Here is a 21775-nt window from a genome sequence, read left to right on the forward strand (position 1 = left end):
CCGATGGACAAGCTGGACCAGGTCAGAATCTTCCTTCAGGTTGCCGAGATGGGCAGCTTCATCAAGGCCGCGCATGCGCTCGACGTGCCGCGCGCGACGGTGTCGGCCGCTGTCCAGCAGCTCGAGGCCGCGCTCGGCACGCGCCTGTTGCACCGTACGACGCGGCAGGTGCAGCTGACGGCCGACGGCGCGCTGCTGCTGGAGCGCGGCCGGCGCCTGCTCGCGGAAGCCGACGAGCTCGACCGGCTGTTCCGGCGCCGCGATCGCGACGTGATCGGGCGGCTGAACGTCGATGTGCCGAGCCGGATCGCGCGCCGCGTGATCGCGCCCGCGCTGCCGTCGCTGTTTCGCCGCTACCCGAAGCTGCAACTGTCGCTCGGCTCGACGGACCGCTCGATCGATCTCGTGCAGGAGGGCGTCGACTGCGCAATCCGGGTCGGGCGGCTCGCGGACAGCAGCCTCGTCGTGCGGCCGCTCGGGCAGTTCGCGCTGATCAACTGCGCGAGCCCCGACTACCTGCGCGAATGCGGCGTGCCCGAGCACCCCGATGCGCTCGCGCACGGGCACTGGGCGATCGGCTATGCGTCACCGACGACCGGCCGCGAGCTCCGGTGGGAATACTGCGCGGACGGCGGCCACCACACACTGGCGCTGCCGAGCCGCGTGACGGTCAACAACGCCGAAACCTATATCGCGAGCTGCATTGCCGGGATGGGGCTGATCCAGATTCCGCGCTTCGACGTCGTGCATCTGCTCGACAGCGGGGCATTGGTCGAGGTGATGCCCGGCCATCGGGCCGCGCCGATGGACGTGTCGGCCGTCTATCCGCATCGCCGGCACCGGTCGAGACGGCTCAACGCGTTCATCGAATGGTTCGCGGAGTTGATGGCGGATGCGTTGAACGACAAGGGCGCGACCGCGACCGGCGACTGAAAAGGGCGCCGCGCCCGCCCACGCCGACTGCGATCGACGGCGGCATTCGACAGGTATAGCGGTATTGCGGCCAGCGCGCGCCTTCAGCCCGGTCGGCTGGGAAGCCGTGGCGAAACGCTGGCCGCGCGCGGCTACCGCGTGCTCGCCCGGCGTTGCGCGGCTTCGCGCCGACCCGCATGCGCGACCCGCGGTTCTGCGAGCAGGGCTGAACGCGCGGCGCGCGCGTGGGGGCGAGGTCGGTCGAGCCGGTCACTCGGTGCGGTGGGGAATGTTGTCCGGGAACGGGTAGGGCGCATGCGGCCCGGGCCATTCGGGCACGGGTGGCTGGCGGAGCAGGTCGCATCCGCCCAGCATGATCGACAGCAGCACGACGAGCATGCCTCGGCCAATCCGGCTCGAAAAGAAGACGCGCGTGGACATGGGGCCTCCGTGCTTGCGTGTCCTGATATTTGGACTGCCGAGGGAGGGCGCGCGTTGCGGTGTGCGATGCGCGCGGGAAAAAACGCGCGGGAAAAAACAAAAAACCCGCGAAGCGGCGAGCTTGCGCGGGTTTCGACAGGTGCAGCGCATGACGCTGCGAAATACTGGTGCCAGGGTCGGAATGAAATAATTCAAAGAGACCCATGCGGTACAAGGGCTTTACTTGGCGTAGTTTGTGGAATTGCCCGCAGAGTTGCCCCCGTATCGATGGGGCTGCCCACTGATAGCCCATGGCAAAGCCGCCCGAGTGGCGGCATTTGCGATTCGATCAAATTCGCTACAGCCTGTAGGGTGCCGTCAGTCGCGATTCTCGCTGATGACTTGCTCAAGGAGTGGCCACGGGTCATCGGCCGCTTCTTCCGCCCCTCTGAATGCGCATACTTCGATATGTCCGTCCCTGAACACATCGACTTCAACGCGCAGCCCGACTGCCGTGATTGAAACCAACACCGTATCAGGGCGATTGCGACTCAGCATGTAATGAATCTTCGCGGCGTCGAGCCGGTCAAGCAGGTTAAAGAGTACGTTTTCAGCCATCGCCATCACCTATTTTTTAAACCGATTGTCGTTAAGAAGCTTGAGAGCCTTTCGGGCTTCCTTGACGCCGTCACCCGCATCGCTCTGAATTTCTCCAAGGGTCGAGTTCAGGTATTGCCCTGGAAACTCTCGCAATACCGACCCCTTACACTCCGCCCGTATGATGTCGCACGCCATCATGTCGGATCGATCCACACCGGCCAGTTGCTCCGCGTCCCCGGTGACATCTTCAGCATATTCGAACGGGTCGGCGTCGCCGAGCGGTTTGATCGGACTATCGGAGGGATTTTCTAGTGCGGGAGTTTGAGTAGCCCATGGAGAGGTTCCCGGGTATTCCTTGGGCAATGTAATGCCGACCAACCGGGGGCCAGGAGTAACCACCATTGGCGTCACTGCGGCGGCATCACTGCCTTGCCCGAAGTTTTGCACGCCAATGTGCTGGCTGGCGATCATGGTAGGCGGTGGATTGCACAGGCACCGGCAGAGATCGTCTTCAAGGGCCTGCTCTTTGCCGTACATCGTCATCGGCAAGCGATGCCCGGCTGCCTCAATATGGCCGATCGATTTGCATACCGGACAGAAAACCTGCGCCCCGACGAAAGTAAGGGCCACACCGTGATGTGCGGCGTTCTCGATGCCTTCGAGTACTTCGCCCCCTGCCGATGACGTGTCGCCCTTTCTGATCCAAGCTCGTTCAGACATAACCCTCCTGTTTGCTGGGTGGTTAGCGGCCACCCTAGACGCTCTGGCGGCTCATATTAGCGCAGGGCCACATTCCGAATGTCGGGTAACGTCAAACAATCCGAGCATCGTAAATCCAGCGATGTGCCGGGCGGACGGCCGTTTTGGTGTTAGCGGCTTTAACAAAAGTGTGAAAAGGGGGAAATTTTCCGCGCGTGCGGGAGCGGTCGGTCTAGATGAAAAAGGGGCCGGAAGTTTTGACACCCCCGGCCCCTTTGGCATCCGCGCCGCCGTTCCGCTTAGACACCTTGGATGCCGCGAGGGTTGATACCAGCCATTGCCGCGTGAACAGTTTTGATGCTCCGTTGAACTTGAGTCGATTGCAAGTGATACCTCGTAAAGTGGATTTGATTTGCTTGACAAACCGGCCAATGCATAAATGACGCTGTTTGTCGAAGCGCTGATATTTTACGGAGTCCTCAGTGTGTAGTCGCTCCCGTCTCAATCCGGCACACTTCCGATTTCTCGCCCGCTGCGTCCACGACGCTGATAGCGGTCTCCAACATGCCGCCGGCCATCGCGTAGGAAACGCAGCCTTCGTCCGGTGCGATGTTGGATTTCGCGCGCGAGGATACGCGCTCGCGCTGCACGAGCAGCGCATGAATGAAGTCGTGATGAAGGAGGGCGCATTGTGAAATTCACCTGTCCACACTGCGGCGCTCGTTCGACATATCGGACGACTCGCGTGCTGTCCGAACTGACCAAAGAGGGTTACGCGGACTGTCGAAATCCGGATTGCGGGCATGGCTTCCGCGTGTTGAGTTCGATCACTCATACGACCCGGACGAGTCGCCAGCCGAACGACGTGATAGCGCGACAGTTACAGGTGAAGGCTTTGTCTGTGGATTTGTCTTCGGTTCCACTGGCGCCGTATGAACTGTAGTTGCGGTGCCCTTTGACTTGCCGGGGACGCAATGAGTCGTGCTTCCCTGACTGACGGCGCATCCCATTCCCCCTTTGTGTCGGCCTGCGACGGGCTGGTGCAGAGGGGCGTATGAATTCGCTGCGCACGTTCTCCCGTCAACTTTGACAGGGTGGTTACGTATCGATATCGCGTGCTACAGTCCCCGCGGATTTCGTCATAGGAGTTCAGCATGGGATTCGCGTTCATTCGAGAGGGCGATCATACGGACCACGGTGGCACTGTACTGTCATCCGGAGCGATTACTTTTATCGACGGTCGGCCGATTGCGTTTGTTGGCACGATGGTCACCTGCCCGAAGTGCAAGGGGGTATTTCCGATCGTCACCAGCAAGAATCCCGGTATGAGTTTCGATGGTCGGCGAGCGGCATTTCAGGGGGGCATGACCGCATGTGGCGCGACACTGATTGCTAGCCAGGGCAATGCCGTTGCGAACGTTCCCGTGGGTTCTGGCGGGACCACGATGTCAGCTCGGCATGAGGCCGATGATTCAACGGAGCGATATCGCGGTCGATTCCAGGTCGTCGGCGCGGACGGGCAACCGGCCGCAAACAGTCCGTACAGTTTGCGAACGCCAGAAGGCCAGACCATCAGCGGCACAACCGATGCCGACGGTTACACTCAGTGGCATCACGCAGACTCGCCAGCCTCCCTGATATTCGGTCGGGAGAAGCCTGAATGAGCCACGACGTCCCCGGCGGAATGTCGACCGAAGGCACGACGACTAAGGTGTATGTCGGCGGCGATCTCGATCAACAGGACAAAAAGGTACTCTGCGGAGCGCTTTGCCAGTGCAAGAAAGGCCCGAACATCAGCATCGTCGGCGCCCGACTAAAGCAGGCATGCGTGGCGACGAAGCTGAACGCGCTGGACGCGAGGGGCGATAGCATCTATAAGCCCGAAATCAGCTACAACATGAACGAATACCCGCCCGCGCCTATCATGTCGTCGCGAAACCCGCTCGAGCCGCACGGGTTTATTCCGAACTGGATCAAGGCTCACTACCCGGAAGGCTACGTCCCTGGCGTTGGCTGGATTCGACGGCCTGATGTCGTGATCGTCAAAGACCCCGGAAAGTCGCCCACGCAAGATAATCTATCCGGCGTGGTCGAAATGAAATTCCCGCCGGACAAACGTGACATCGAGCAGATAGCGGATTATCAGGAAATCGCGGGCCCGCACGCGAAGGTCACCGAACTCGATCCGGCGACCTGTGGCTGCCCTGATGATGGTGGCGAAGAGTCATCCAGTCCCACCGCCGACGCGCTGCGCGACGCCTTTTCGTCGATTGGAAGGCAGGTGAAGAAGCTGCTCAACCAAACCGGAGTTGGTCCCGCCCCAGGAGGCGGCATGCCGCCTCCTGCACCCGTTCCAGTTCTCTAACTGACATGACCGACAAAGCATTCATCGAATACGCGAAAGCACATCAGCGCGAAGCGCTGATTCCGGGCGGAGCGCTCGAACCGACCGACAAGCACGACTATGTCGGTGCTGCCGTCGTTGTGCGTGGCGCACTGTTCTTCCGCAACGCTGCGGACCCTGAAGTACGCCGGGCGATATCGGAGTGCTACGAGCAATATCGCGAGATCGCGAAGGACGAGTTGAAATGGCTTTGGCAGGACGGCAAGGAACCCGTCAAGATCAGGGGCGGAAACCTTCCCTCCGGGACGTTCACGTCCTACTCTGACAAGGTCGCACTGACCGCTTACGTGACATCAGGGGATGCCTCAGCCGACGCCGGGTTCTGGCATTTCCAGGTGTTCGGTCAACAACGCTGGCGCGAGGCGCGCCCGCATGCAGGCCTGAATACACTGACATTTTCCACGTCGTTGCTGTATGTCGCCGAAAACCCTGCTGCGTTTCAGAAACTGTTCGTCGACTTCGCCCGTCGACTCAAAGCTGTCAGCGGGTATGCCGGCTACGCATTGAATCTCAGTCTCGCGAAAACCGCAGCAAACGTGCCGACCGAATACCAGCTCGCAAAGCAGATGATCGCCCTTGACGTTGGCGAACCGCTACTGCAGGCGGCACGCCTGCGTGACGGCATCAAGACGGTCGGCTGGCTTACCGCGCTCGACAAGGAGCTGCTCGACAAGGCTGGCGGGCTCGATACCCTGCGAAACGAACTGCCTCCAAACTGGTACGCGCTCTACGATCTGAACGGTGGCGTTGTGATCCAGGCCGGCCGGCGCCCTGAAGCTGGCTCGTCGACCGACAGCGATGAGAACGGGCCACCCGTTCCGCCTCCCAATTACGTGATCCTCAACGCAGCCCTCAAAGCGGTGCGCGTTCCCTCCGTCTGGCAACTGCAAATCGGCCAGCCAGGCTCGGCATCGCCGTATTTCGCCACGACGGCCGAAAGCGATGACTGGCTGCGGCGCTTCGATGTGCCGGACGATCAGCTTGTCGAGTACAAGGCGAAGCTACTGCATATGCCGACGCTCGACGCCGAGTGCACGTTGCCAGATCGCGCTTGATCAGTCGGTGCATGGTTGCCGGATGCATCGTCTACACTGACTTTGCCAGCTCCCGTAAGGAGTGTGGAGATCAGAATGGATGATTTCGACGCATTAGATGACCGCATCGACCAAGTATTGGATGTCGACGATTGGGCTCTCGCTCACGAAGAGAAATAACGTTCCCTTACTTCCTCGCATGTCCCGTCCAAGCCAGGAAATAGCGAGCCTGAGGTGATACCCATAATGCTCAGCTCGCGCATGATGCGTGGACGGTCTTTTATCGGAATGTCGATTACCTTCATATAGCACCGATCCGCAGATTCTTTTGACCGAATATAAGATTCGACATCGTCCACGTTCGTGAGGCCAGAAAGTGCCTGTTGAGGAATCATGCGCTCATTTTCGATCGCGACAAATTCGAGAACCGAAAAATGTGGCATTGCCGGTGTTAGCTTCTGAACTTGATTGAAATCCTTGGACCACCGCTCTCGGTCAAACTGGAAGATTCGGACACGCTCGTTATCCTTCGCCTTCGCCGCCTCAGAGTTTCTGATGCCACGATAGGCAAAGAACGCTGCCACAAACGGTGAATACGACCAGTCCAACAGCGGCGTCGGGTACCCATGATGTTGAATCATATGGAAGAACGCGCCATTTTCCTCAGGGTTTCGTCTATCGAATAGATGACGAGTTCTCGCGCTCAAGTGCCGGTGAAGCGACGGTATATCCTCAGCTAGGAAGCGCGCCAAATCTGCGCGTCCCGTCCGATGGTAATTCGTTCTCAACCGCCAAGGCTTTTTTTGGCCGCGAAAGATGAAGCGACGGTAGTCCAAATCCGCCACGTACCCTTTGAAATCATCCCATTCCATTAGTGTTGGGACGTACTCCGATGGCTTCGCCGCGTCACTCTTACTCAGGGTTGCACTACCTTCTGTTTGGAGATTTGTCGACCACTTCAGCGAAAGGCTACTATTCGTCCACCTAATATTGACCGTACCCTCCGATGCGAACGTCGCCCCAGGAAAACGATTTGCAATGACAGGCCATGGCACAACCTCGCCGGCCTGCGGATCGATCGGCATCAATTCGGCGTGCGCAGTTGCGTGGCGCTTCTTATCGGAAGTCCTGACGTAAGCAACCGCGTGTGGAATGGCAGGGTTTGTCGGATATAGATACGCGCGCCCGGCGAAGCAATCGCCGAGATCGTCGACCTCGACAACGATGTTGCCTTCGGCATTTGTCGCCTTGTACTGTCCCATCCATTGTCCGTTCACGCTGTTCCCCTTTCTTCTTCTGGCGTACGGCGATGCTAACGACTTTTCCTTACAAATCACCAGCGCCAATCACTCTTCCTTCAACGCTCACCAGTTAAACATGAGCCACCGGCCAGCATGCCTCGCGAGCACACAACTCGCCGAGGCGGTTGCCCCAATCGCCTACACTGAAACCTTGTGGAATCACGGGGGACCAACGATGGACGAAATCGAAGAATTGGACGAACGCCTCGATAGTGATCCTGACGTAGACGGGGTTCGACTTGATATCGCCGATCTGCTCGGGCGACTGATTGGAGAGCGGCGCGACTATCTTAGTTACTGGGAAAAATTCTGGTTCGTCCAGGCGCTCGTCTCCCTCGACGGAAACATTCAGCGCGGACAGCGCGACTCAACGGCGTTCTTGCGCGTAACCCTGCTCGCGATTGCGAACGCCCTCAGACCAGCACAGGAACGGGACGAAAACTACGCCCCGCACCGCGCCGATATTGAAGCGGTGACTGCGGAACTACTCCTCGAATACGTGCGCACGCTCGGTGGAGCAGCCTAGCTTGCATGAGCAGTCGACGACTGCATAACCAAGGCGCATAAAAGTGCATAGGAGGATCGGGCCGCCGATCGCCATGTGGCCCGCGCCAGGCGGCCCGAGGGTACGATATTCCGCCGCGGCCGCGGCCTCGCGAGCAGGGCGGAAAAAGGCAGTGCACCGCGGATTTATGGGGAGCGCGGGGAGGACCGTCGACGTTCCGGCCAGAAGCGGACATTGAGTGTGAGAACATGCTCTCCGAAAATACTCGGGGAGAAACGTCGACATGACGCCTAGCGAAGATATTGCCTTCACCGATTTCCTATTGCAGAAGGCCACCGAAGCCCAAGCGTTGGGCTACAACCCAACGCTCTTCAAGCAAATGCTCGGCGCGCAGGGCGGCAACGCGACCGTGCGTCAACTGCTGGCCAGGGGAAAGCCGTCGGAGGGTTTTACGCGCTTGTGGGAACTGGGTCGCCTGGATCTAACTGTTGAAGCGCTGGCCGTCGAAACGAAGTGGCGGCTACTCATCGATCCAATCCTGGTACAGCAGGCGGAGCGCCTGCTGACGCAGTCCAAATACAGCTTCATTCCGTTCTCCGGATCGGCATCAGCTGAGGTAACCGACGCTTCAGTGAGCGCTCCCGTACCAGCTCAGTCACCGACGTCTCCCGTACCACCGCGGTCGTCGCACAGAAAGAACACCCTGTCGTTCTCCGCGTTCTGCGCCCTTCTAGGCGCGCCGCTGGCGAATCGCGCGAACCGGTGGTGCGGGTACGATCCAATGCGCGGCGTCGCCGTCTTCACGCTGTGGGCCGATCGCTTGCAGGGTGATCACTACGTTCTCTGGGACGCATTTCAGCGGTCAGACGATACGCGCATTGGCGCGATCGAGCTAAGGCAGGTACTCGAAGCTGTAATTTCCAAAGGACATGCTGCGTACGGCATTCGCTGCGAACCTCGCGATGCCCGTGCGACCCCGCGCGAGCGCGGATACTTCGACGAGGACCAGCTCTTGGTCCTCGACCTAGAGGAAGATGGCGCGAACGTGGTGGCCAGAGTGTTAGGCGCAGTCCCGGCTGCCGATGTCGCGGCAGGACGTCGCGGGCTGGTGACTCCGTTTGAGAGTGCAATCAACGATCTTGGGAGTCCCCCGCACGGCCAAGTCTCGCCTGAGAGGACGACCACGAAGGGCGGGACAGGATACCGGCGAGACGGGGCGGTGAGAGATTACGTGATCTATCGATCGCGAGGGCGTTGCGAGTACTGCGGGGTGCTCGGTTTTGAGATGGCCGACGGCTCGTATTACGTGGAAGCACACCACGTCATCGCGTTGTCGGCGGAGGGGCCGGATACCGTTGAGAACGTGATCGCGCTATGCCCCGGACACCATCGGGAGGCGCACTATGGCAAGCAGGCAGAGTCACTGGAAACGGCGTTCCTAGCCAAGCTGCGGAAGATTGCCGGACGATAGAGACTGGGTGAACGAGAAGCATGCGTTGAATGTCCGCTTACTAAAGGCACGGATGGCTTCTCCGGGTCGCGGAAGCGACATGCGCGGAAATCAACGAACAACCAACAAGCCGCCGGCATGAAGGCGCTCGGCGACTCGGTTCTTTGCATGTTGTGAGGAGTCAGGCAGCGCGAGGCGTGCCGGTATCTATCAGTTTGACATTTGCTCCACTCTACTGGTCGAGGTAGTCAGCCCACCATTGCATCATGCGATGCCGCTCCGGCAGGTGCTGCGCATGGTTGTACGCAGCCCGGATGCTGTTTTGCTCGGTATGTGCGAGTTGGCGCTCGATCCAGTCCGGGTTGAAGCCGCGTTCGTTGAGGATGGTCGATGCCAGTCCTCGGAATCCGTGCCCCGTCATGCGCCCGTGGAATCCCATGCGATAGAGTGCATATAGGATCGTATTTTCGCTGATTGGCTGCTCGGAGTTGCGCGGGCTTGGCAATAGCCAACGCTTGTTCGTCGTCGCACTCCGAATGGCTTGAATGACGGCGATCGCCTGTTTCGATAGCGGGACGATGTGCGGCTGCCGCATCTTCATTCGCGGAGCAGGGATGCGCCACTCGGCGCGCTCTAGATCGAATTCCGACCATTCGGCGAAGCGCAGTTCTATGGTGCGTACGAATGTGAGAGATAGCAGGCGCAATGCGAGCTTCGTTCGCCGGTCGCCGTCGTAGCCCTCAATGGCCGCGAGCAACTCCGGTAGTTCCCCTTCGCTGGTTGGTCCCTGTCGTCGGCTTACCCCCAAATCGGCAAACCGTACCCCCGATCTTACCCCCGATTTTTGGGGCTTTCCCGGTTCCACTTGGGACCTTCCGAAACGAAAAAACCCGCGAAGCCTTGTGCTGTCGCGGGTTTTGGGACTTCCGGGAATTTCTCGGAACTATGTCATGGTGCCCAGGGCCGGAATCGAACCGGCACGCCTTGCGGCGGGGGATTTTGAGTCCCCTGCGTCTACCAATTTCACCACCTGGGCTTTGATCCTGGCCGCGCATGCGATTGTGCGCGGCGAAACGCAAATTATGGCGGAAAACGGGGCACCGGGCAAGCTTTCCGGCGGCCGCCAGTGTTACTGGCTCAGGTAGACGAACTGGCCGTGCTTCACGATCCCCATCACGCTCGCGCGTTGGTCGAGCCCCACATGATCCTTGTTGCTGGTGTTGACGACGCCGTTCGGCACGACGAGCTCGTGCGCGCGTTCGAGCTCGCGCCGCAGCGCCGCGCGGAAGGCCGGCGTGCCGGGCTGTGCGGCCTTGAGCGCGCGGCCGACTGCGTCGACGAGGCGCGGGTACACGCCCGCCGCGTCGCCAGCGAACTGCGTGACGGTGCCGGCGCCGTATTTCGCTTCATATGCATCGACGAACGCGAGCGCGGCCTTGCGGGCCGGATGGTCGGCCGGCAGCGTGCGCGCGACGACGACCGGCTGGGTCGGGAACAGCGTCCCGTCGACGTCCTTGCCGCCGAGCTTGATGAATTCCGGCGTCGCGATCCCGTGTGTCTGGTAGATCGCGCCCTTGTAGCCGCGCTCGATCAGCGTGCGCTGCGGCAGCACGGCCGGCGTGCCCGAGCCCGCGATCAGGATCGCGTCCGGCTTCGCCGCGATAAGCTTCAGCGCCTGGCCGGTGACGCTTGCGTCGGTGCGGTTGAAGCGCTCCGTCGCGATCACGCGGATCTTGCGGACTTCGGCGAAGCGTGTGAATTCGTTCAGCCAGCTGTCGCCGTAGCTGTCCGCGAAGCCAATGAAGCCGACCGTCTTCACGCCGTGGTTGGCCATGTAGCGCGTCATCACGTCGGCCATCGCGCTATCGCTCTGCGCCATCTTGAATGCCCAGGTCCGCGCGCCTTCCTGCGGCTCGACGATCGCGCCGGAGCCGACCAGCGTGATCATCGGCGTCTGCGCGGCCGCCACCGCGTCGAGCGCCGCGAGCGCAGCCGGCGTGATGTTCGGCCCGACCACGACGTCGACTTGATCCTCGTCGACCAGCTTGCGGATGTTGCGCACGGCGGCGCCCGGGTCGGACGCGTCGTCGAGCACCGTCACCTGCAGCGGCTGCCCGGCGATCGTCTTGGGCCACATCAGGATCGCGTTCTTGCTGGTGATGCCGATCGCGGCGGCCGGGCCGGTCGACGACAGGTCGACGCCGACCTTCAGGTCGGCATGCGCGGCCGCGCAGGCGAGCACGAGGGCGGCGCCGGCGGCGCGGCGCAACAGGGCGGGAAGCGTCATGCGGGATTCTCCGTCGGACAGCAAAAAGGGGCGCGATATGCGCCCCCGTGGTTATACACGCCGCTCAGAGTTCGTACGATTCGGATTCGCCCTTGAGCGCCTGTTCGATCAGCTTGCGGTTCAGCGTCGGCGACAGCAGCTCGACGAGCGTATATACATAGCTGCGCAGGTAGGCGCCCTGCTTGAGCGCGACGCGCGTCACGTTGCTGCCGAACAGGTGGCCGACCGGGATCAGCCGCAGGTTGCGGTCGCGCTCGGGATTGAACGCGATGTCGGCCATGATCCCGACGCCGAGACCGAGTTCGACGTAGGTCTTGATCACGTCGGCGTCGATCGCCTCGAGCACGATGTCCGGCGACAGCCCGCGCAGCGCGAACGCATGATTGATCTTCTTGCGGCCCGCGAACGCGTCGTCGTACGTAATCAGCGGATACTGCGCCAGATCGTCCAGCGTGACCGGCTTGCGTTCCAGCAGCGGATGGTCGGCCGGCACGACGGCCGCGTGGTGCCACTGGAAGCAGGGCAGCGACACGAGTTCCTTGTAGTCGGCGATCGCCTCGGTCGCGATCGCGAGATCGGCCTGGTCGTGGATCACCATCTCGGCCACCTGCGTCGGGCTGCCTTGCAGGATCGACAGGTGCACCTTCGGGAAGCGTTTCTTGAATTCGGCGATCGCGGCGGGCAGCGAGTAGCGGGCCTGCGTGTGGGTCGCCGCGATGGTCAGGTTGCCCTGATCCTGTGCCGCATAATCCTTCCCGACCCTTTTTAGGCTCTCAACCTCCTGAAGAATCCGCTCGACCGACGCGAGGATGATCCTGCCCGGCTCGGTCAGCGAGCGCACGCGCTTGCCGTGCCGCGTGAAGATCTCCACGCCCAGCTCGTCCTCGAGCTCGATGATCGCCTTCGATACCCCTGGTTGCGACGTGTAGAGCGCCTTGGCGGCCTCGGTGAGGTTGAAATTCTGCCGGACGGCCTCGCGCACGAAGCGAAATTGGTGCAGGTTCATTTATAACCCTTCCGCATATCAACAGAATTTTTTAGTCGTTTGAAATATAAGGCGAGTTTATTACGATTCACCGGAGTTTTTCAAATATGGATATCTGTTTTCGTCATTAGCAATCCACCCGGCAGCGGATGGTGGCGGTGACGGCGGAACGGAGATTCGGGCGCGACGTGGCTAGGACGTCGCGCGGTCACCACGAAAACCCTGGGGTCCCCGAATGTATCAGTACGACCAGTACGACCAGACGATCGTCGACGAGCGAGTCGCGCAGTACCGCGATCAGGTGCGCCGCCGCCTGTCGGGCGAGTTGAGCGAAGACGAGTTCCGTCCGCTGCGCCTGCAGAACGGCCTGTACATGCAGCGCCACGCGTACATGCACCGCATCGCGATTCCGTACGGCAACCTGCGCAGCGAGCAACTCCGCATGCTGGCGCGCATCGCCCGCGAACACGACCGCGGCTACGGCCACTTCTCGACCCGCTCGAACATCCAGTTCAACTGGGTCCAGCTCGAGGAAACGCCCGAGATCCTGGCGAAGCTCGCGTCGGTGCAGATGCACGCGATCCAGACGTCGGGCAACTGCATCCGTAACATCACGGCCGACCAGTTCGCCGGCGTCGCTCAGGACGAGGAGATCGATCCGCGTCCGTGGTCGGAAATCCTGCGCCAGTGGTCGACGTTCCATCCCGAATTCGCATGGCTGCCGCGCAAGTTCAAGATCGCGGTGTCCGGTTCGAAGGACGATCGCGCGGCCGTGCAGATCCACGACCTCGGCGTGTACCTGAAGAAGAACGCACAGGGCGAAGTGGTCGCGAGCATCCTCGCGGGCGGCGGTCTCGGCCGCACGCCGATCGTCGGCGCGGTGATCAAGGAAGACCTGCCGTGGCAGCACCTGCTGACCTACTGCGAAGCCGTGCTGCGCGTATACAACCGCTACGGTCGCCGTGACAACCTGTACAAGGCGCGTATCAAGATCCTCGTGAAGGCGCTGTCGCCCGCGAAGTTCGCGCAGCAGGTCGAGGAAGAGTGGCAGCACCTGAAGGACGGCCCGTCGACGCTCACGCAGGCCGAACTCGACCGCGTGTCGCAATACTTCAAGCCTCCCGTCTACGAGAAACTCGCCGACACCGACGCGTCGTTCGAACAGCACCTGCTCGAGAACAAGGCGTTCGCGCGCTGGGTCGAGCGCAACGTCGCGCCGCACAAGGTGCCGGGCTATGCCGCCGTCACGCTGTCGCTGAAGGATCACCGCGTGGCTCCGGGCGACGCGACCGACGCGCAGATGGAGCTGGTGGCCGACTGGGCCGACGCGTACTCGTTCGGCGAACTGCGCGTGTCGCACGAGCAGAACCTGATCCTCGCCAACGTGAAGAAGCGCGACCTGTTCGCGCTGTGGGAAAAGGCGAAGGCGGCCGGTTTCGCGACGCCGAACGTCGGCCTGCTGACCGACATCATCGCGTGCCCGGGCGGCGATTTCTGCTCGCTCGCGAACGCGAAGTCGATCCCGATCGCGCTGGCGATCCAGCAACGTTTCGACGATCTGGACTACGTGTACGACCTCGGCGACCTGTCGCTGAACATTTCCGGTTGCATGAACTCGTGCGGTCACCACCACGTCGGCAACATCGGCATCCTCGGCGTCGACAAGGACGGTGCCGAGTGGTACCAGGTGTCGCTTGGCGGCGAGCAGGGCACGGGCCGCAACGGCGCGCGCCTCGGCCGCGTGATCGGGCCGTCGTTCTCCGCGGAGGAAGTGCCGGACGTGATCGCGAAGCTGATCGACACGTTCGTCGAGGCGCGCATCGACGGCGAGCGCTTCATCGACACGTACGACCGCATCGGCATCGCACCGTTCAAGGAGCGCGTGTATGCAGCGCGCCAGGCAGTGAACGCGTAACCAACCGGCTAGAAGGAATTTGCAGATGGCTTCGATTATCAAGAACCGCGCAGTGATCGACGACGCATGGCAGGTCGTGCGCGCGGCGGAAGACGGTGCGCTGCCCGCGGTCGACGCGTTGCCGGCCGGCAAGGTGCTGGTGCCGTTCGCCCTGTGGCAGGCCGAGCGCGCGGCGCTCGTCGCCGCGAAGACGAAGGACGAACTCGGCGTGTGGCTCGCGCCGGACAGCGAGCCGGCCGATCTCGTGGCCGACTTCGGTGCGATCTCGCTGATCGCCGTCGATTTCCCGCGCTTCGCGGACGGCCGCGGTTACAGCATCGCGCGCCTGCTGCGCGAGCGCCACGGCTGGACCGGCGAGCTGCGCGCGATCGGCGACGTGCTGCGTGACCAGTTGCTGTACATGTCGCGTTGCGGCTTCGACGCATTCGCGGTGCGTGCCGACAAGGACATCCGCGACGCGCTGAATGCGTTCACGGAATTCACGCAGCGTTACCAGGGCGCGTTCGACGAGCCGGCACCGCTGTTCCGCCGCCGCGACGCCGCGGCCGACGCCAAGGTGAACGCATGAGCACCGCGACCGCACTGACGCCGGAACTCGCCGCGAAGGTCGAGCGCCTCGACGCCCTGCTTGCGCAGATCGGCGCGCGCCACGAGAAGGTGAAGTTCGCGAGCAGCCTCGCCGCGGAAGACATGCTGCTCACGCACGCGATCCTGTCGAAGGGCGTGTCGATCGGCATCTTCTCGCTGAACACCGGCCGCCTGCACGCGGAAACCGTGGGCATGATCGACCGCGTGCGCGAGCGCTACGGCTACGAGATCGAGCAGTTTCACCCGCGCCAGGACGCGGTCGACCAGTACGTCGCCGAGCACGGCCTGAACGCGTTTTACGAAAGCGTCGAGCTGCGCAAGTCGTGCTGCCACATCCGCAAGGTCGAGCCGCTGAACCGCGCGCTGGCCGACGTCGGCGCGTGGGTCACGGGCCAGCGTCGCGAGCAGTCGGTCACGCGTGCCGAGCTGCACGAGGAAGAGCAGGACGAAGCGCGCGGGATCGCGAAGTACAACCCGCTCGCCGACTGGACGGAAGCCGACGTATGGGCGTACCTGAAGGCGTTCGACGTGCCGGTCAACCCGCTGCATGCGCGCGGTTACCCGAGCATCGGCTGCGAGCCGTGTACGCGCGCGATCCGCCCCGGCGAGGACAGCCGGGCGGGCCGCTGGTGGTGGGAGTCGCGCGACACGAAGGAATGCGGGCTGCACATCACGATCACGCCGATTCCCGCGAATGCCGAAACCGGCGCCGCGCACTGAAAGCCGACAAGAAACCGAATATTGCGCCGCCTGCGACAGCGGGCGGCACGAACCCAGAAGAGAAGGACTGAAATCATGAGCACGACGCTCGAGCAATCCGCCTTTGCCCCGCCCACCGGTGCCGACGACCGCATGGGCCACCTCGACTGGCTCGAAGCCGAGTCGATCCACATCCTGCGCGAACTCGTTGCCGAATGCAGCAAGCCGGCGCTGTTGTTCTCGGGCGGCAAGGACTCGGTCGTCGTGCTGCACCTCGCGCTGAAGGCGTTCGGCCTCGGCGCGAACCGCAAGACGACGCTGCCGTTCCCGCTCGTGCACATCGACACGGGCCACAACTACGAGGAAGTGATCGACTTCCGCGACCGCCGTGCGCAAGAGCTCGGCGCCGAACTGGTGGTCGGCCACGTCGAGGATTCGATCCGGCGCGGCACGGTCGTGCTGCGCCGCGAAACCGATTCGCGCAACGCCGCGCAGGCCGTCACGCTGCTCGAGACGATCGAACAGCACGGCTACACGGCGCTGATCGGCGGTGCGCGCCGCGACGAAGAGAAGGCGCGCGCGAAGGAGCGGATCTTCTCGTTCCGCGACGAATTCGGCCAGTGGGATCCGAAGGCGCAGCGCCCGGAACTGTGGAGCCTGTTCAACGCACGCCTGCACAAGGGCGAGCACCTGCGCGTGTTCCCGATCTCGAACTGGACCGAGCTCGACGTGTGGCAGTACATCGCGCGAGAGAACCTCGAACTGCCGTCGATCTACTACGCGCACCAGCGCGAGATCGTGCGCCGCAACGGTCTGCTCGTGCCGGTCACGCCGCTCACGCCGATGCGTGACGGCGAGACGAGCGAACTCGCGCAGGTGCGCTTCCGCACGGTCGGCGACATCAGCTGCACGTGCCCGGTCGAGAGCGATGCGGACGACGTCGAGAAGATCATCGCCGAAACGGCGGTGACCGAGATCACCGAGCGCGGCGCGACCCGGATGGACGATCAGGCATCCGAAGCCGCGATGGAACAGCGCAAGAAGCAAGGTTATTTCTGAAGCACACGAGGACATTCACATCATGAGCATCATCGAGAACACCGAAGACCTCGGCGTGTTGCGCTTCATCACCGCGGGCAGCGTCGACGACGGCAAGAGCACGCTGATCGGCCGCCTGCTGTACGACAGCAAGGCCGTGCTGTCCGACCAGCTGTCCGCGCTGTCGCGCGCGAAGAACAAGCGCACGGTCGGTGACGAGATCGACCTCGCGCTGCTGACGGACGGGCTCGAAGCCGAGCGCGAGCAGGGCATCACGATCGACGTCGCATACCGCTACTTCGCGACCGCGAAGCGCAAGTTCATCATCGCCGACACGCCGGGCCACGAGCAGTACACGCGCAACATGGTGACGGGTGCATCGACCGCGCATGCGGCGATCATCCTGGTCGACGCAACGCGCGTGACGGTCGAGAACGGCGTTGCGGAACTGCTGCCGCAAACGAAGCGCCACAGCGCGATCGTGAAGCTGCTCGCGCTGCAGCACGTGATCGTCGCGATCAACAAGATGGACCTCGTCGACTACAGCGAAGCGCGCTTCAACGAGATCCGCGATGCGTACGTTGCGCTCGCGAAGCAGCTCGGCCTGAAAGACGTGCGTTTCGTGCCGGTGTCGGCGCTGAAGGGCGACAACATCGTCGGTGCGAGCGAGCGCATGCCGTGGTATGCGGGCGAGCCGCTGCTCGACGTGCTCGAATCGCTGCCGGTCGAGACGCAGGCCCATGACGCGCTGCGCTTCCCGGTGCAGTGGGTCGCACGCCAGGACGGCAGCTCGGCCGACGATTTCCGCGGCTACATGGGCCGGATCGAATCGGGCGAGGTGAAGGTCGGCGACGAAATCGTCGTGCTGCCGTCGAACCGCACCGCGACGATCGCGGAGATCGTCGCGCCGGTGCCGGGCGGCACCGCGTCGGTTGCGCACGCATTCGCGGGCCAGACGGTGACGATTCGCCTTGAACAGGACGTCGACGTGTCGCGCGGCGACATGTTCGTCACGACCGCCGAGACGGTCGCGCCGGCGAAGAAGCTCGAGGCGGACCTGTGCTGGTTCGACGAGACGCCGCTGTCGCCGCACCGCAAGTATCTGCTGAAGCAGACCACGAGCACGGTGTTCGCGAAGATCGGCGCGGTCAAGGAAGTGCTCGACGTGCATACGCTGTCGCACGCGACCGACCGCCAGGAACTGAAGATGAACGACATCGGCCGCGTGGCGCTGACGCTGCAGAAGCCGATCGTGTGCGACACGTACGACGCGCACCCGGGCACGGGCGCGTTCGTGCTGATCGACGAGGCGACGCATCATACGGTCGCCGCCGGCATGATCCGGGCGTTCTCGGCATAACTGGCGTTTAGCGCCGCCCGTGCGGGCGGCGCGCGCCGGTTGCCGTCCACGAGCAGGACAAGCGAAGCGACAAACATGGGCAAGGTGTATCTGATCGGAGCAGGGCCGGGCGCTGCGGACCTCATCACGGTGCGTGGCGCGCGGCTGCTCGAGCAAGCCGACGTCGTGCTGCACGACGCGCTCGTCGAGCCGGCGATGCTCGACTATGCGCCGAACGCGCGGAAAATCGCGGTCGGCAAGCGCTGCGGGCAGCGTTCGACCGCGCAGCACTTCATCAACAAGCAGATCGTCGACGCGGCGCGCGAGCATGCGTGCGTCGTGCGCCTGAAGGGCGGCGATCCGATGCTGTTCGGTCGCGCCGAAGAGGAAATGCGCGCGCTCGAGGCGGCCGGCATCGATTACGAGGTCGTGCCGGGCATCACCGCGGCGCTGGCCGGCGCGGCGACGCTGAAGCGCTCGCTGACGTTGCGCGGCGTGTCGCGCAGCGTCGCGTTCGCGACGCACAGCCGCGCACCGGGCAGCGACGAGATTCGCGAGACCGCGCGCGCCGATTCGATCGTCTACTACATGGGCCGCGACAGCGCGCCGGGCATCGCCCGCGAACTGATCGACGCGGGCCGTGCGCCCGCGACGCCGGTGGCGATCGTCGAGGCCTGCAGCACCGTGCGCGAGCGCACGCTGACGCTCACGCTTGCGCAGATGGCGGCGGGCGACGCGCAGGCGTGGCTCGACCCTGCGGAACCGAGCCTGCTGATGATCGGCGATGCGTTCGCCGAACGCGTGCGGCGCGTGAAAGAGGGCGATGCGCTGCAGGACGCCGCTTGAGTCGAACGCGTGGTTTGCAGGCAAAAAAAAGCGCTGGCTTCGGAGGCCAGCGCTTTTTTGTTTGGGCCAACGATTCGCTTATGCGTCGCGGCCGAGCTGGTCGATGCAGTAGCGTGCGATCGCATCGAGCACGCCGTCGTCTTCCCCGACGGCCGTCGCGCAATGGATCTCGATGCCCGGATGCGCGGCACGGCACGCGTCGACGAGCTGCGGCAGGTCGCGGCGCACATGGCCGCCCTGGCCGAAGAACACGGGCACCACGGTGATGCGCGTGCAGCCGGCCGCGACCTGCGCGGCAACGGCCGTATCGAGCGACGGCGTCATCAGCTCGAGAAACGCTAGCGACACGTGCGGGGCGGGGGAGCCGGCCGCGCGCAGCCGTGCGGCGAGCCGCTCGAACGGCTCGGCCCAGCGCGGATCGCGTGCGCCGTGGCCGAACAGGACGATACCGTGCGAACTCATGTCGAAGCCTCCGTCGTGACGGCGCTCAGTGCCGGTCGACCCACTTGAGCGCGAACAGGCCGAGCGCGAGATAGATGAGGCCCGGTGTCGCCGCGGTCAGCGGCGCGGGCCACGTGTTCAGCGTGCCGATGTGCGAGAACAGCGTGTTGAGCAGCTGGAAGCTCATGCCGAGCATGATGCCGCCGAACACCTTCACGCCGACCACGCCGGCACGCGTATGCAGGTACGCGAACGGCAGCGACAGCACGAGCATCACGAACACCGCGAACGGGTAGAGCAGCTTGCGCCACAGTGCGATGTCGTAGCGCTGCGTGTCCTGCTGGTTTTCGCGCAAGTGCTGGATGTAGCGGAACAGGTTGATGAGCGACATCCGTTCCGGCGACACGAGCAGCACCGACAGGATCTGCGGCGTCAGGTCCGAGCGCAGCCGGTATTCGGGCAGCATCACCTGCTGCGACCGGTATACGGGGTTCAGCGCGTCGGCCGGTTCGCCGCTGATCGGCTTGATCGGCGTCAGTTCGGTTTCCGTCACGCCCTTGAGCAGCCAGTGGCCGGGCGGCTCGTAGCGGCCGGTCTGCGCGATCCGCACGTTCTGCAGCTGGAATTTCGAGTCGAATTCGTAGATGCGCACGTTGCTGATCGTCGAATCGGGCGACAGGCTGCCGACGTTGACGAAGCGCGTGACCTGCTCGCCGTTCTCGCGGGCCGCGAGCGTGTCCTTCACCCACACGCCCGACTGGAAGTTCGACGATACCGACGCACCGAGCGCCTGCAGTCGCACGCGTTCGGACAGCTGGTCGGCGTACGGGCCGACGAATTCGCCGATCAGGTAGGTGATGATCACGAGCGGAATGCCGATCTTCAGCAGCGAGCGCAGCGCCTGGTTGGTCGCGAGGCCCGACACGCGAAAGATCGTGAATTCCGAGTTCGCCGCCATTTGCGCGAACACGTAGATCGCGCTGATCAGCGCGGCGACCGGGATGATCTCGTAGAAGCGCGACGGGGTCTGCAGCGCGACGCGCAGCACCGCGTAGCCGAACTTGTAGTTGCCGTGCCCGACCGAGTTCAGTTCGCTGATCAGGTCGAAGAAGAAGAACAGGCCCGAGAACGCGAACAGGATGAAGACGAACGTGACGTAGATCTGCCGCGCGAAGTATTTTTCATAGAGCCGCATCGATCATGCTCCCGAGCGGCCGAACAGCGCGCGTGTAAACAGCGGACGATTGCGCACGCGCAACCAGAAGATGAACGCGACGATCGCCGCGACGACCAGGTGCAGGCCGACGAGGCCGACGCCGAACGACATCTTGCCCTGCTCGATCTGCGACTGCACGACGTTCAGCAGGTTCGAGTACGTGAGGTAGATCAGCACGGCCATCACGAGGTTGATCGTGCGGCTGCGGCGCGGGTTCTGGTACGACAGCGGAATGCCGAGCACCATCAGGTTGATCGCGATCAGCGGCAGCCCCGCGCGCCACGCGAATTCCGCGAGGTTGTCGCGCGTCGGGTTGCGCAGCAGGTCGGGCGTCGGCGTGCTGTTGGTGGTCGGTACGTTGGTGACCGGCGTGCTCGTGATCTTCACGCCGTAGCGCTGGAACTCCATGATCTTGAAGTTCGGCTGGCCGGGCGTGCCGTCGTAGCGGCGGCCGTCCTCCAGCACGACGAAGCGATCGCCGTCCTTCGTTTCCGTGTGGCCCGTGTGCGATACCACGACGTTGACCTTGCCGTTCTCGGTCGACGTGACGAACACGTTCTGCACCTTGCTCTGGTCCGGCGACATCTTCTCGATGAAGAACACGCGATGGTTCGACGCCGATTCGCGGAACTGGCCTGGCGCGAGCAGCGAGATCTCGTCGCGCTGCTGGAAGCGCGCCTTGATCATCTTGCTCTGCTGGTTCGACCACGGCCAGCCGACGAACGCGAAGAACGCGATCAGCAGGACGATCGGCGTGGCGAACACGCCGATCGGCTTGATCAGGCGCGTGAGGCTCACGCCCGACGCGAGCCAGACGACCATTTCGGAGTCCCGGTACCACCGGGTCAGCACGAACAGGATCGACACGAACAGCGTGACGACGAGCATCACGGCGAGATAGCCGATCACGGTCAGGCCGATCAGCACGAGCACGTCGCGCGGATCGATTTCGCCGGACGCGGCATAGCCGACGATGCGGATCATCATCGTCGTGAGCATGATCGTGAGCAGCACCATGAACACGGCGCCAGCCGTATACGCAAGCTCGCGCTGGAGGGAGCGTTCGAAGATCATTCTTGATGAGAAGAGGGCGGGA

22 protein-coding genes, 1 tRNA gene and 1 pseudogene are annotated in these 21775 nt (G+C 63.1%); 13 read left to right on the plus strand and 11 right to left on the minus strand.

Going from position 1 to position 21775, the window contains the following annotated elements; translation table 11 throughout:
- Positions 1-3: 3 nt before the first annotated feature.
- Entirely contained in the window at positions 4-933 is a 930-nt protein-coding gene (locus tag DIE11_RS03725) for a LysR family transcriptional regulator (protein ID WP_059603910.1), read from the plus strand.
- A gap of 249 nt (positions 934-1182) precedes the next feature.
- On the opposite strand, the gene DIE11_RS36175 is transcribed toward DIE11_RS03725, so the two are convergent.
- The 3 genes from DIE11_RS36175 to DIE11_RS03735 all read right to left on the minus strand — a co-directional run bounded on the left by DIE11_RS36175 (position 1183) and on the right by DIE11_RS03735 (position 2652).
- On the minus strand, positions 1183-1353 hold the full coding sequence (locus tag DIE11_RS36175; protein WP_185633706.1) for a hypothetical protein: 171 nt from the start codon (positions 1351-1353) through the stop codon (positions 1183-1185).
- Between the two features lie 357 nt (positions 1354-1710).
- Positions 1711-1950, minus strand: a complete 240-nt coding sequence (locus tag DIE11_RS03730; protein WP_124621570.1) for a hypothetical protein — start codon at positions 1948-1950, stop codon at positions 1711-1713.
- 9 nt (positions 1951-1959) lie between these two features.
- Positions 1960-2652, minus strand: coding sequence for a PAAR domain-containing protein (locus DIE11_RS03735; RefSeq protein ID WP_124621572.1), 693 nt, complete (start codon positions 2650-2652; stop codon positions 1960-1962).
- 670 nt (positions 2653-3322) lie between these two features.
- Here DIE11_RS03735 and DIE11_RS37495 point away from each other — a divergent pair.
- From DIE11_RS37495 to DIE11_RS03755, 4 genes are all read left to right on the plus strand, one after another.
- Positions 3323-3574 (plus strand): ogr/Delta-like zinc finger family protein, encoded by a 252-nt coding sequence (locus DIE11_RS37495; protein WP_185633707.1) that lies wholly within the window; start codon positions 3323-3325, stop codon positions 3572-3574.
- A 211-nt stretch (positions 3575-3785) separates the two neighbouring features.
- Complete coding sequence (locus DIE11_RS03745) at positions 3786-4295, plus strand: PAAR domain-containing protein (protein ID WP_124621574.1); 510 nt, start codon at positions 3786-3788, stop codon at positions 4293-4295.
- Positions 4292-4996, plus strand: a complete 705-nt coding sequence (locus tag DIE11_RS03750; RefSeq protein ID WP_124621576.1) for a VRR-NUC domain-containing protein — start codon at positions 4292-4294, stop codon at positions 4994-4996. Before DIE11_RS03745 ends, DIE11_RS03750 begins: the two co-directional genes overlap by 4 nt.
- A gap of 5 nt (positions 4997-5001) precedes the next feature.
- Positions 5002-6090 (plus strand): type VI immunity family protein, encoded by a 1089-nt coding sequence (locus DIE11_RS03755; protein ID WP_124621578.1) that lies wholly within the window; start codon positions 5002-5004, stop codon positions 6088-6090.
- 143 nt (positions 6091-6233) lie between these two features.
- Here the strand turns inward: DIE11_RS03755 and DIE11_RS03760 are convergent, their stop codons facing one another.
- The gene (locus DIE11_RS03760) at positions 6234-7406 is read right to left on the minus strand and encodes an FRG domain-containing protein (RefSeq protein WP_260437069.1); all 1173 of its coding nucleotides are present in this window, start codon (positions 7404-7406) and stop codon (positions 6234-6236) included.
- Positions 7407-7545: 139 nt separating this feature from the next.
- Here DIE11_RS03760 and DIE11_RS03765 point away from each other — a divergent pair, with 139 nt between their 5' ends.
- Both DIE11_RS03765 and DIE11_RS36700 read left to right on the plus strand, forming a co-directional pair.
- Positions 7546-7896 carry a hypothetical protein gene (locus DIE11_RS03765; RefSeq protein WP_124621582.1) on the plus strand — a complete coding sequence of 117 codons (351 nt, stop codon included), beginning with the start codon at positions 7546-7548 and terminating at the stop codon, positions 7894-7896.
- Between the two features lie 262 nt (positions 7897-8158).
- Positions 8159-9346 carry an HNH endonuclease signature motif containing protein gene (locus DIE11_RS36700; RefSeq protein WP_221622442.1) on the plus strand — a complete coding sequence of 396 codons (1188 nt, stop codon included), beginning with the start codon at positions 8159-8161 and terminating at the stop codon, positions 9344-9346.
- Between the two features lie 211 nt (positions 9347-9557).
- On the opposite strand, the pseudogene DIE11_RS03775 reads toward DIE11_RS36700, so the two are convergent.
- The 4 genes and pseudogenes from DIE11_RS03775 to DIE11_RS03790 form a co-directional block, all read right to left on the minus strand.
- A pseudogene (locus tag DIE11_RS03775) lies at positions 9558-10100 on the minus strand (tyrosine-type recombinase/integrase); the annotation flags it as partial.
- Positions 10101-10276: 176 nt separating this feature from the next.
- Positions 10277-10361, minus strand: a tRNA-Leu gene (locus tag DIE11_RS03780).
- 93 nt (positions 10362-10454) lie between these two features.
- A complete protein-coding gene (locus DIE11_RS03785; RefSeq protein ID WP_124621586.1) occupies positions 10455-11612 on the minus strand; it encodes an ABC transporter substrate-binding protein in 1158 nt (385 codons plus the stop codon).
- Between the two features lie 64 nt (positions 11613-11676).
- Complete coding sequence (locus DIE11_RS03790; protein WP_009689198.1) at positions 11677-12618, minus strand: CysB family HTH-type transcriptional regulator; 942 nt, start codon at positions 12616-12618, stop codon at positions 11677-11679.
- Between the two features lie 214 nt (positions 12619-12832).
- Between DIE11_RS03790 and DIE11_RS03795 the strand changes: the two genes are divergently transcribed.
- The 6 genes from DIE11_RS03795 (at position 12833) to cobA (ending at position 19022) form a co-directional block, all read left to right on the plus strand.
- Complete coding sequence (locus DIE11_RS03795; RefSeq protein WP_059603855.1) at positions 12833-14512, plus strand: nitrite/sulfite reductase; 1680 nt, start codon at positions 12833-12835, stop codon at positions 14510-14512.
- 25 nt (positions 14513-14537) lie between these two features.
- The gene (locus DIE11_RS03800) at positions 14538-15080 is read left to right on the plus strand and encodes a DUF934 domain-containing protein (protein ID WP_124621588.1); all 543 of its coding nucleotides are present in this window, start codon (positions 14538-14540) and stop codon (positions 15078-15080) included.
- Positions 15077-15820 (plus strand): phosphoadenylyl-sulfate reductase, encoded by a 744-nt coding sequence (locus DIE11_RS03805; RefSeq protein WP_124621590.1) that lies wholly within the window; start codon positions 15077-15079, stop codon positions 15818-15820. Before DIE11_RS03800 ends, DIE11_RS03805 begins: the two co-directional genes overlap by 4 nt.
- A 75-nt stretch (positions 15821-15895) precedes the next feature.
- Positions 15896-16858, plus strand: coding sequence for a sulfate adenylyltransferase subunit CysD (gene cysD, locus DIE11_RS03810; RefSeq protein ID WP_059603846.1), 963 nt, complete (start codon positions 15896-15898; stop codon positions 16856-16858).
- A 22-nt stretch (positions 16859-16880) separates the two neighbouring features.
- A complete protein-coding gene (locus tag DIE11_RS03815) occupies positions 16881-18197 on the plus strand; it encodes a sulfate adenylyltransferase subunit 1 (protein WP_059603843.1) in 1317 nt (438 codons plus the stop codon).
- 75 nt (positions 18198-18272) lie between these two features.
- Positions 18273-19022, plus strand: a complete 750-nt coding sequence (cobA, locus tag DIE11_RS03820) for a uroporphyrinogen-III C-methyltransferase (protein WP_124621592.1) — start codon at positions 18273-18275, stop codon at positions 19020-19022.
- 78 nt (positions 19023-19100) lie between these two features.
- On the opposite strand, the gene DIE11_RS03825 is transcribed toward cobA, so the two are convergent.
- Genes DIE11_RS03825 through lptF form a run of 3 tightly spaced genes read right to left on the minus strand, consistent with a single transcriptional unit; the run spans position 19101 to position 21753 of the window.
- Positions 19101-19484: a sirohydrochlorin chelatase gene (locus tag DIE11_RS03825; RefSeq protein ID WP_059603835.1), complete on the minus strand. Its 384-nt coding sequence runs from the start codon at positions 19482-19484 to the stop codon at positions 19101-19103.
- 25 nt (positions 19485-19509) lie between these two features.
- Positions 19510-20658 carry an LPS export ABC transporter permease LptG gene (gene lptG / locus DIE11_RS03830; RefSeq protein WP_059603833.1) on the minus strand — a complete coding sequence of 383 codons (1149 nt, stop codon included), beginning with the start codon at positions 20656-20658 and terminating at the stop codon, positions 19510-19512.
- A 3-nt stretch (positions 20659-20661) separates the two neighbouring features.
- The gene (gene lptF / locus DIE11_RS03835) at positions 20662-21753 is read right to left on the minus strand and encodes an LPS export ABC transporter permease LptF (protein WP_059603829.1); all 1092 of its coding nucleotides are present in this window, start codon (positions 21751-21753) and stop codon (positions 20662-20664) included.
- Positions 21754-21775 lie beyond the last annotated feature (22 nt).

The sequence above is a fragment of the Burkholderia sp. Bp9012 genome (assembly GCF_003853825.1).
Taxonomy (GTDB): Bacteria; Pseudomonadota; Gammaproteobacteria; order Burkholderiales; family Burkholderiaceae; genus Burkholderia; species Burkholderia diffusa.

Coding starts and splice junctions, on each gene's coding strand:
- DIE11_RS03725 (WP_059603910.1), top strand. CDS start 4: ATGGACAAGCTGGACCAGGTCAGAATCTTCCTTCAGGTTGCCGAGATG.
- DIE11_RS36175 (WP_185633706.1), bottom strand. CDS start 1,353: ATGTCCACGCGCGTCTTCTTTTCGAGCCGGATTGGCCGAGGCATGCTC.
- DIE11_RS03730 (WP_124621570.1), bottom strand. CDS start 1,950: ATGGCTGAAAACGTACTCTTTAACCTGCTTGACCGGCTCGACGCCGCG.
- DIE11_RS03735 (WP_124621572.1), bottom strand. CDS start 2,652: ATGTCTGAACGAGCTTGGATCAGAAAGGGCGACACGTCATCGGCAGGG.
- DIE11_RS03745 (WP_124621574.1), top strand. CDS start 3,786: ATGGGATTCGCGTTCATTCGAGAGGGCGATCATACGGACCACGGTGGC.
- DIE11_RS03750 (WP_124621576.1), top strand. CDS start 4,292: ATGAGCCACGACGTCCCCGGCGGAATGTCGACCGAAGGCACGACGACT.
- DIE11_RS03755 (WP_124621578.1), top strand. CDS start 5,002: ATGACCGACAAAGCATTCATCGAATACGCGAAAGCACATCAGCGCGAA.
- DIE11_RS03765 (WP_124621582.1), top strand. CDS start 7,546: ATGGACGAAATCGAAGAATTGGACGAACGCCTCGATAGTGATCCTGAC.
- DIE11_RS36700 (WP_221622442.1), top strand. CDS start 8,159: ATGACGCCTAGCGAAGATATTGCCTTCACCGATTTCCTATTGCAGAAG.
- DIE11_RS03785 (WP_124621586.1), bottom strand. CDS start 11,612: ATGACGCTTCCCGCCCTGTTGCGCCGCGCCGCCGGCGCCGCCCTCGTG.
- DIE11_RS03790 (WP_009689198.1), bottom strand. CDS start 12,618: ATGAACCTGCACCAATTTCGCTTCGTGCGCGAGGCCGTCCGGCAGAAT.
- DIE11_RS03795 (WP_059603855.1), top strand. CDS start 12,833: ATGTATCAGTACGACCAGTACGACCAGACGATCGTCGACGAGCGAGTC.
- DIE11_RS03800 (WP_124621588.1), top strand. CDS start 14,538: ATGGCTTCGATTATCAAGAACCGCGCAGTGATCGACGACGCATGGCAG.
- DIE11_RS03805 (WP_124621590.1), top strand. CDS start 15,077: ATGAGCACCGCGACCGCACTGACGCCGGAACTCGCCGCGAAGGTCGAG.
- cysD (WP_059603846.1), top strand. CDS start 15,896: ATGAGCACGACGCTCGAGCAATCCGCCTTTGCCCCGCCCACCGGTGCC.
- DIE11_RS03815 (WP_059603843.1), top strand. CDS start 16,881: ATGAGCATCATCGAGAACACCGAAGACCTCGGCGTGTTGCGCTTCATC.
- cobA (WP_124621592.1), top strand. CDS start 18,273: ATGGGCAAGGTGTATCTGATCGGAGCAGGGCCGGGCGCTGCGGACCTC.
- DIE11_RS03825 (WP_059603835.1), bottom strand. CDS start 19,484: ATGAGTTCGCACGGTATCGTCCTGTTCGGCCACGGCGCACGCGATCCG.
- lptG (WP_059603833.1), bottom strand. CDS start 20,658: ATGCGGCTCTATGAAAAATACTTCGCGCGGCAGATCTACGTCACGTTC.
- lptF (WP_059603829.1), bottom strand. CDS start 21,753: ATGATCTTCGAACGCTCCCTCCAGCGCGAGCTTGCGTATACGGCTGGC.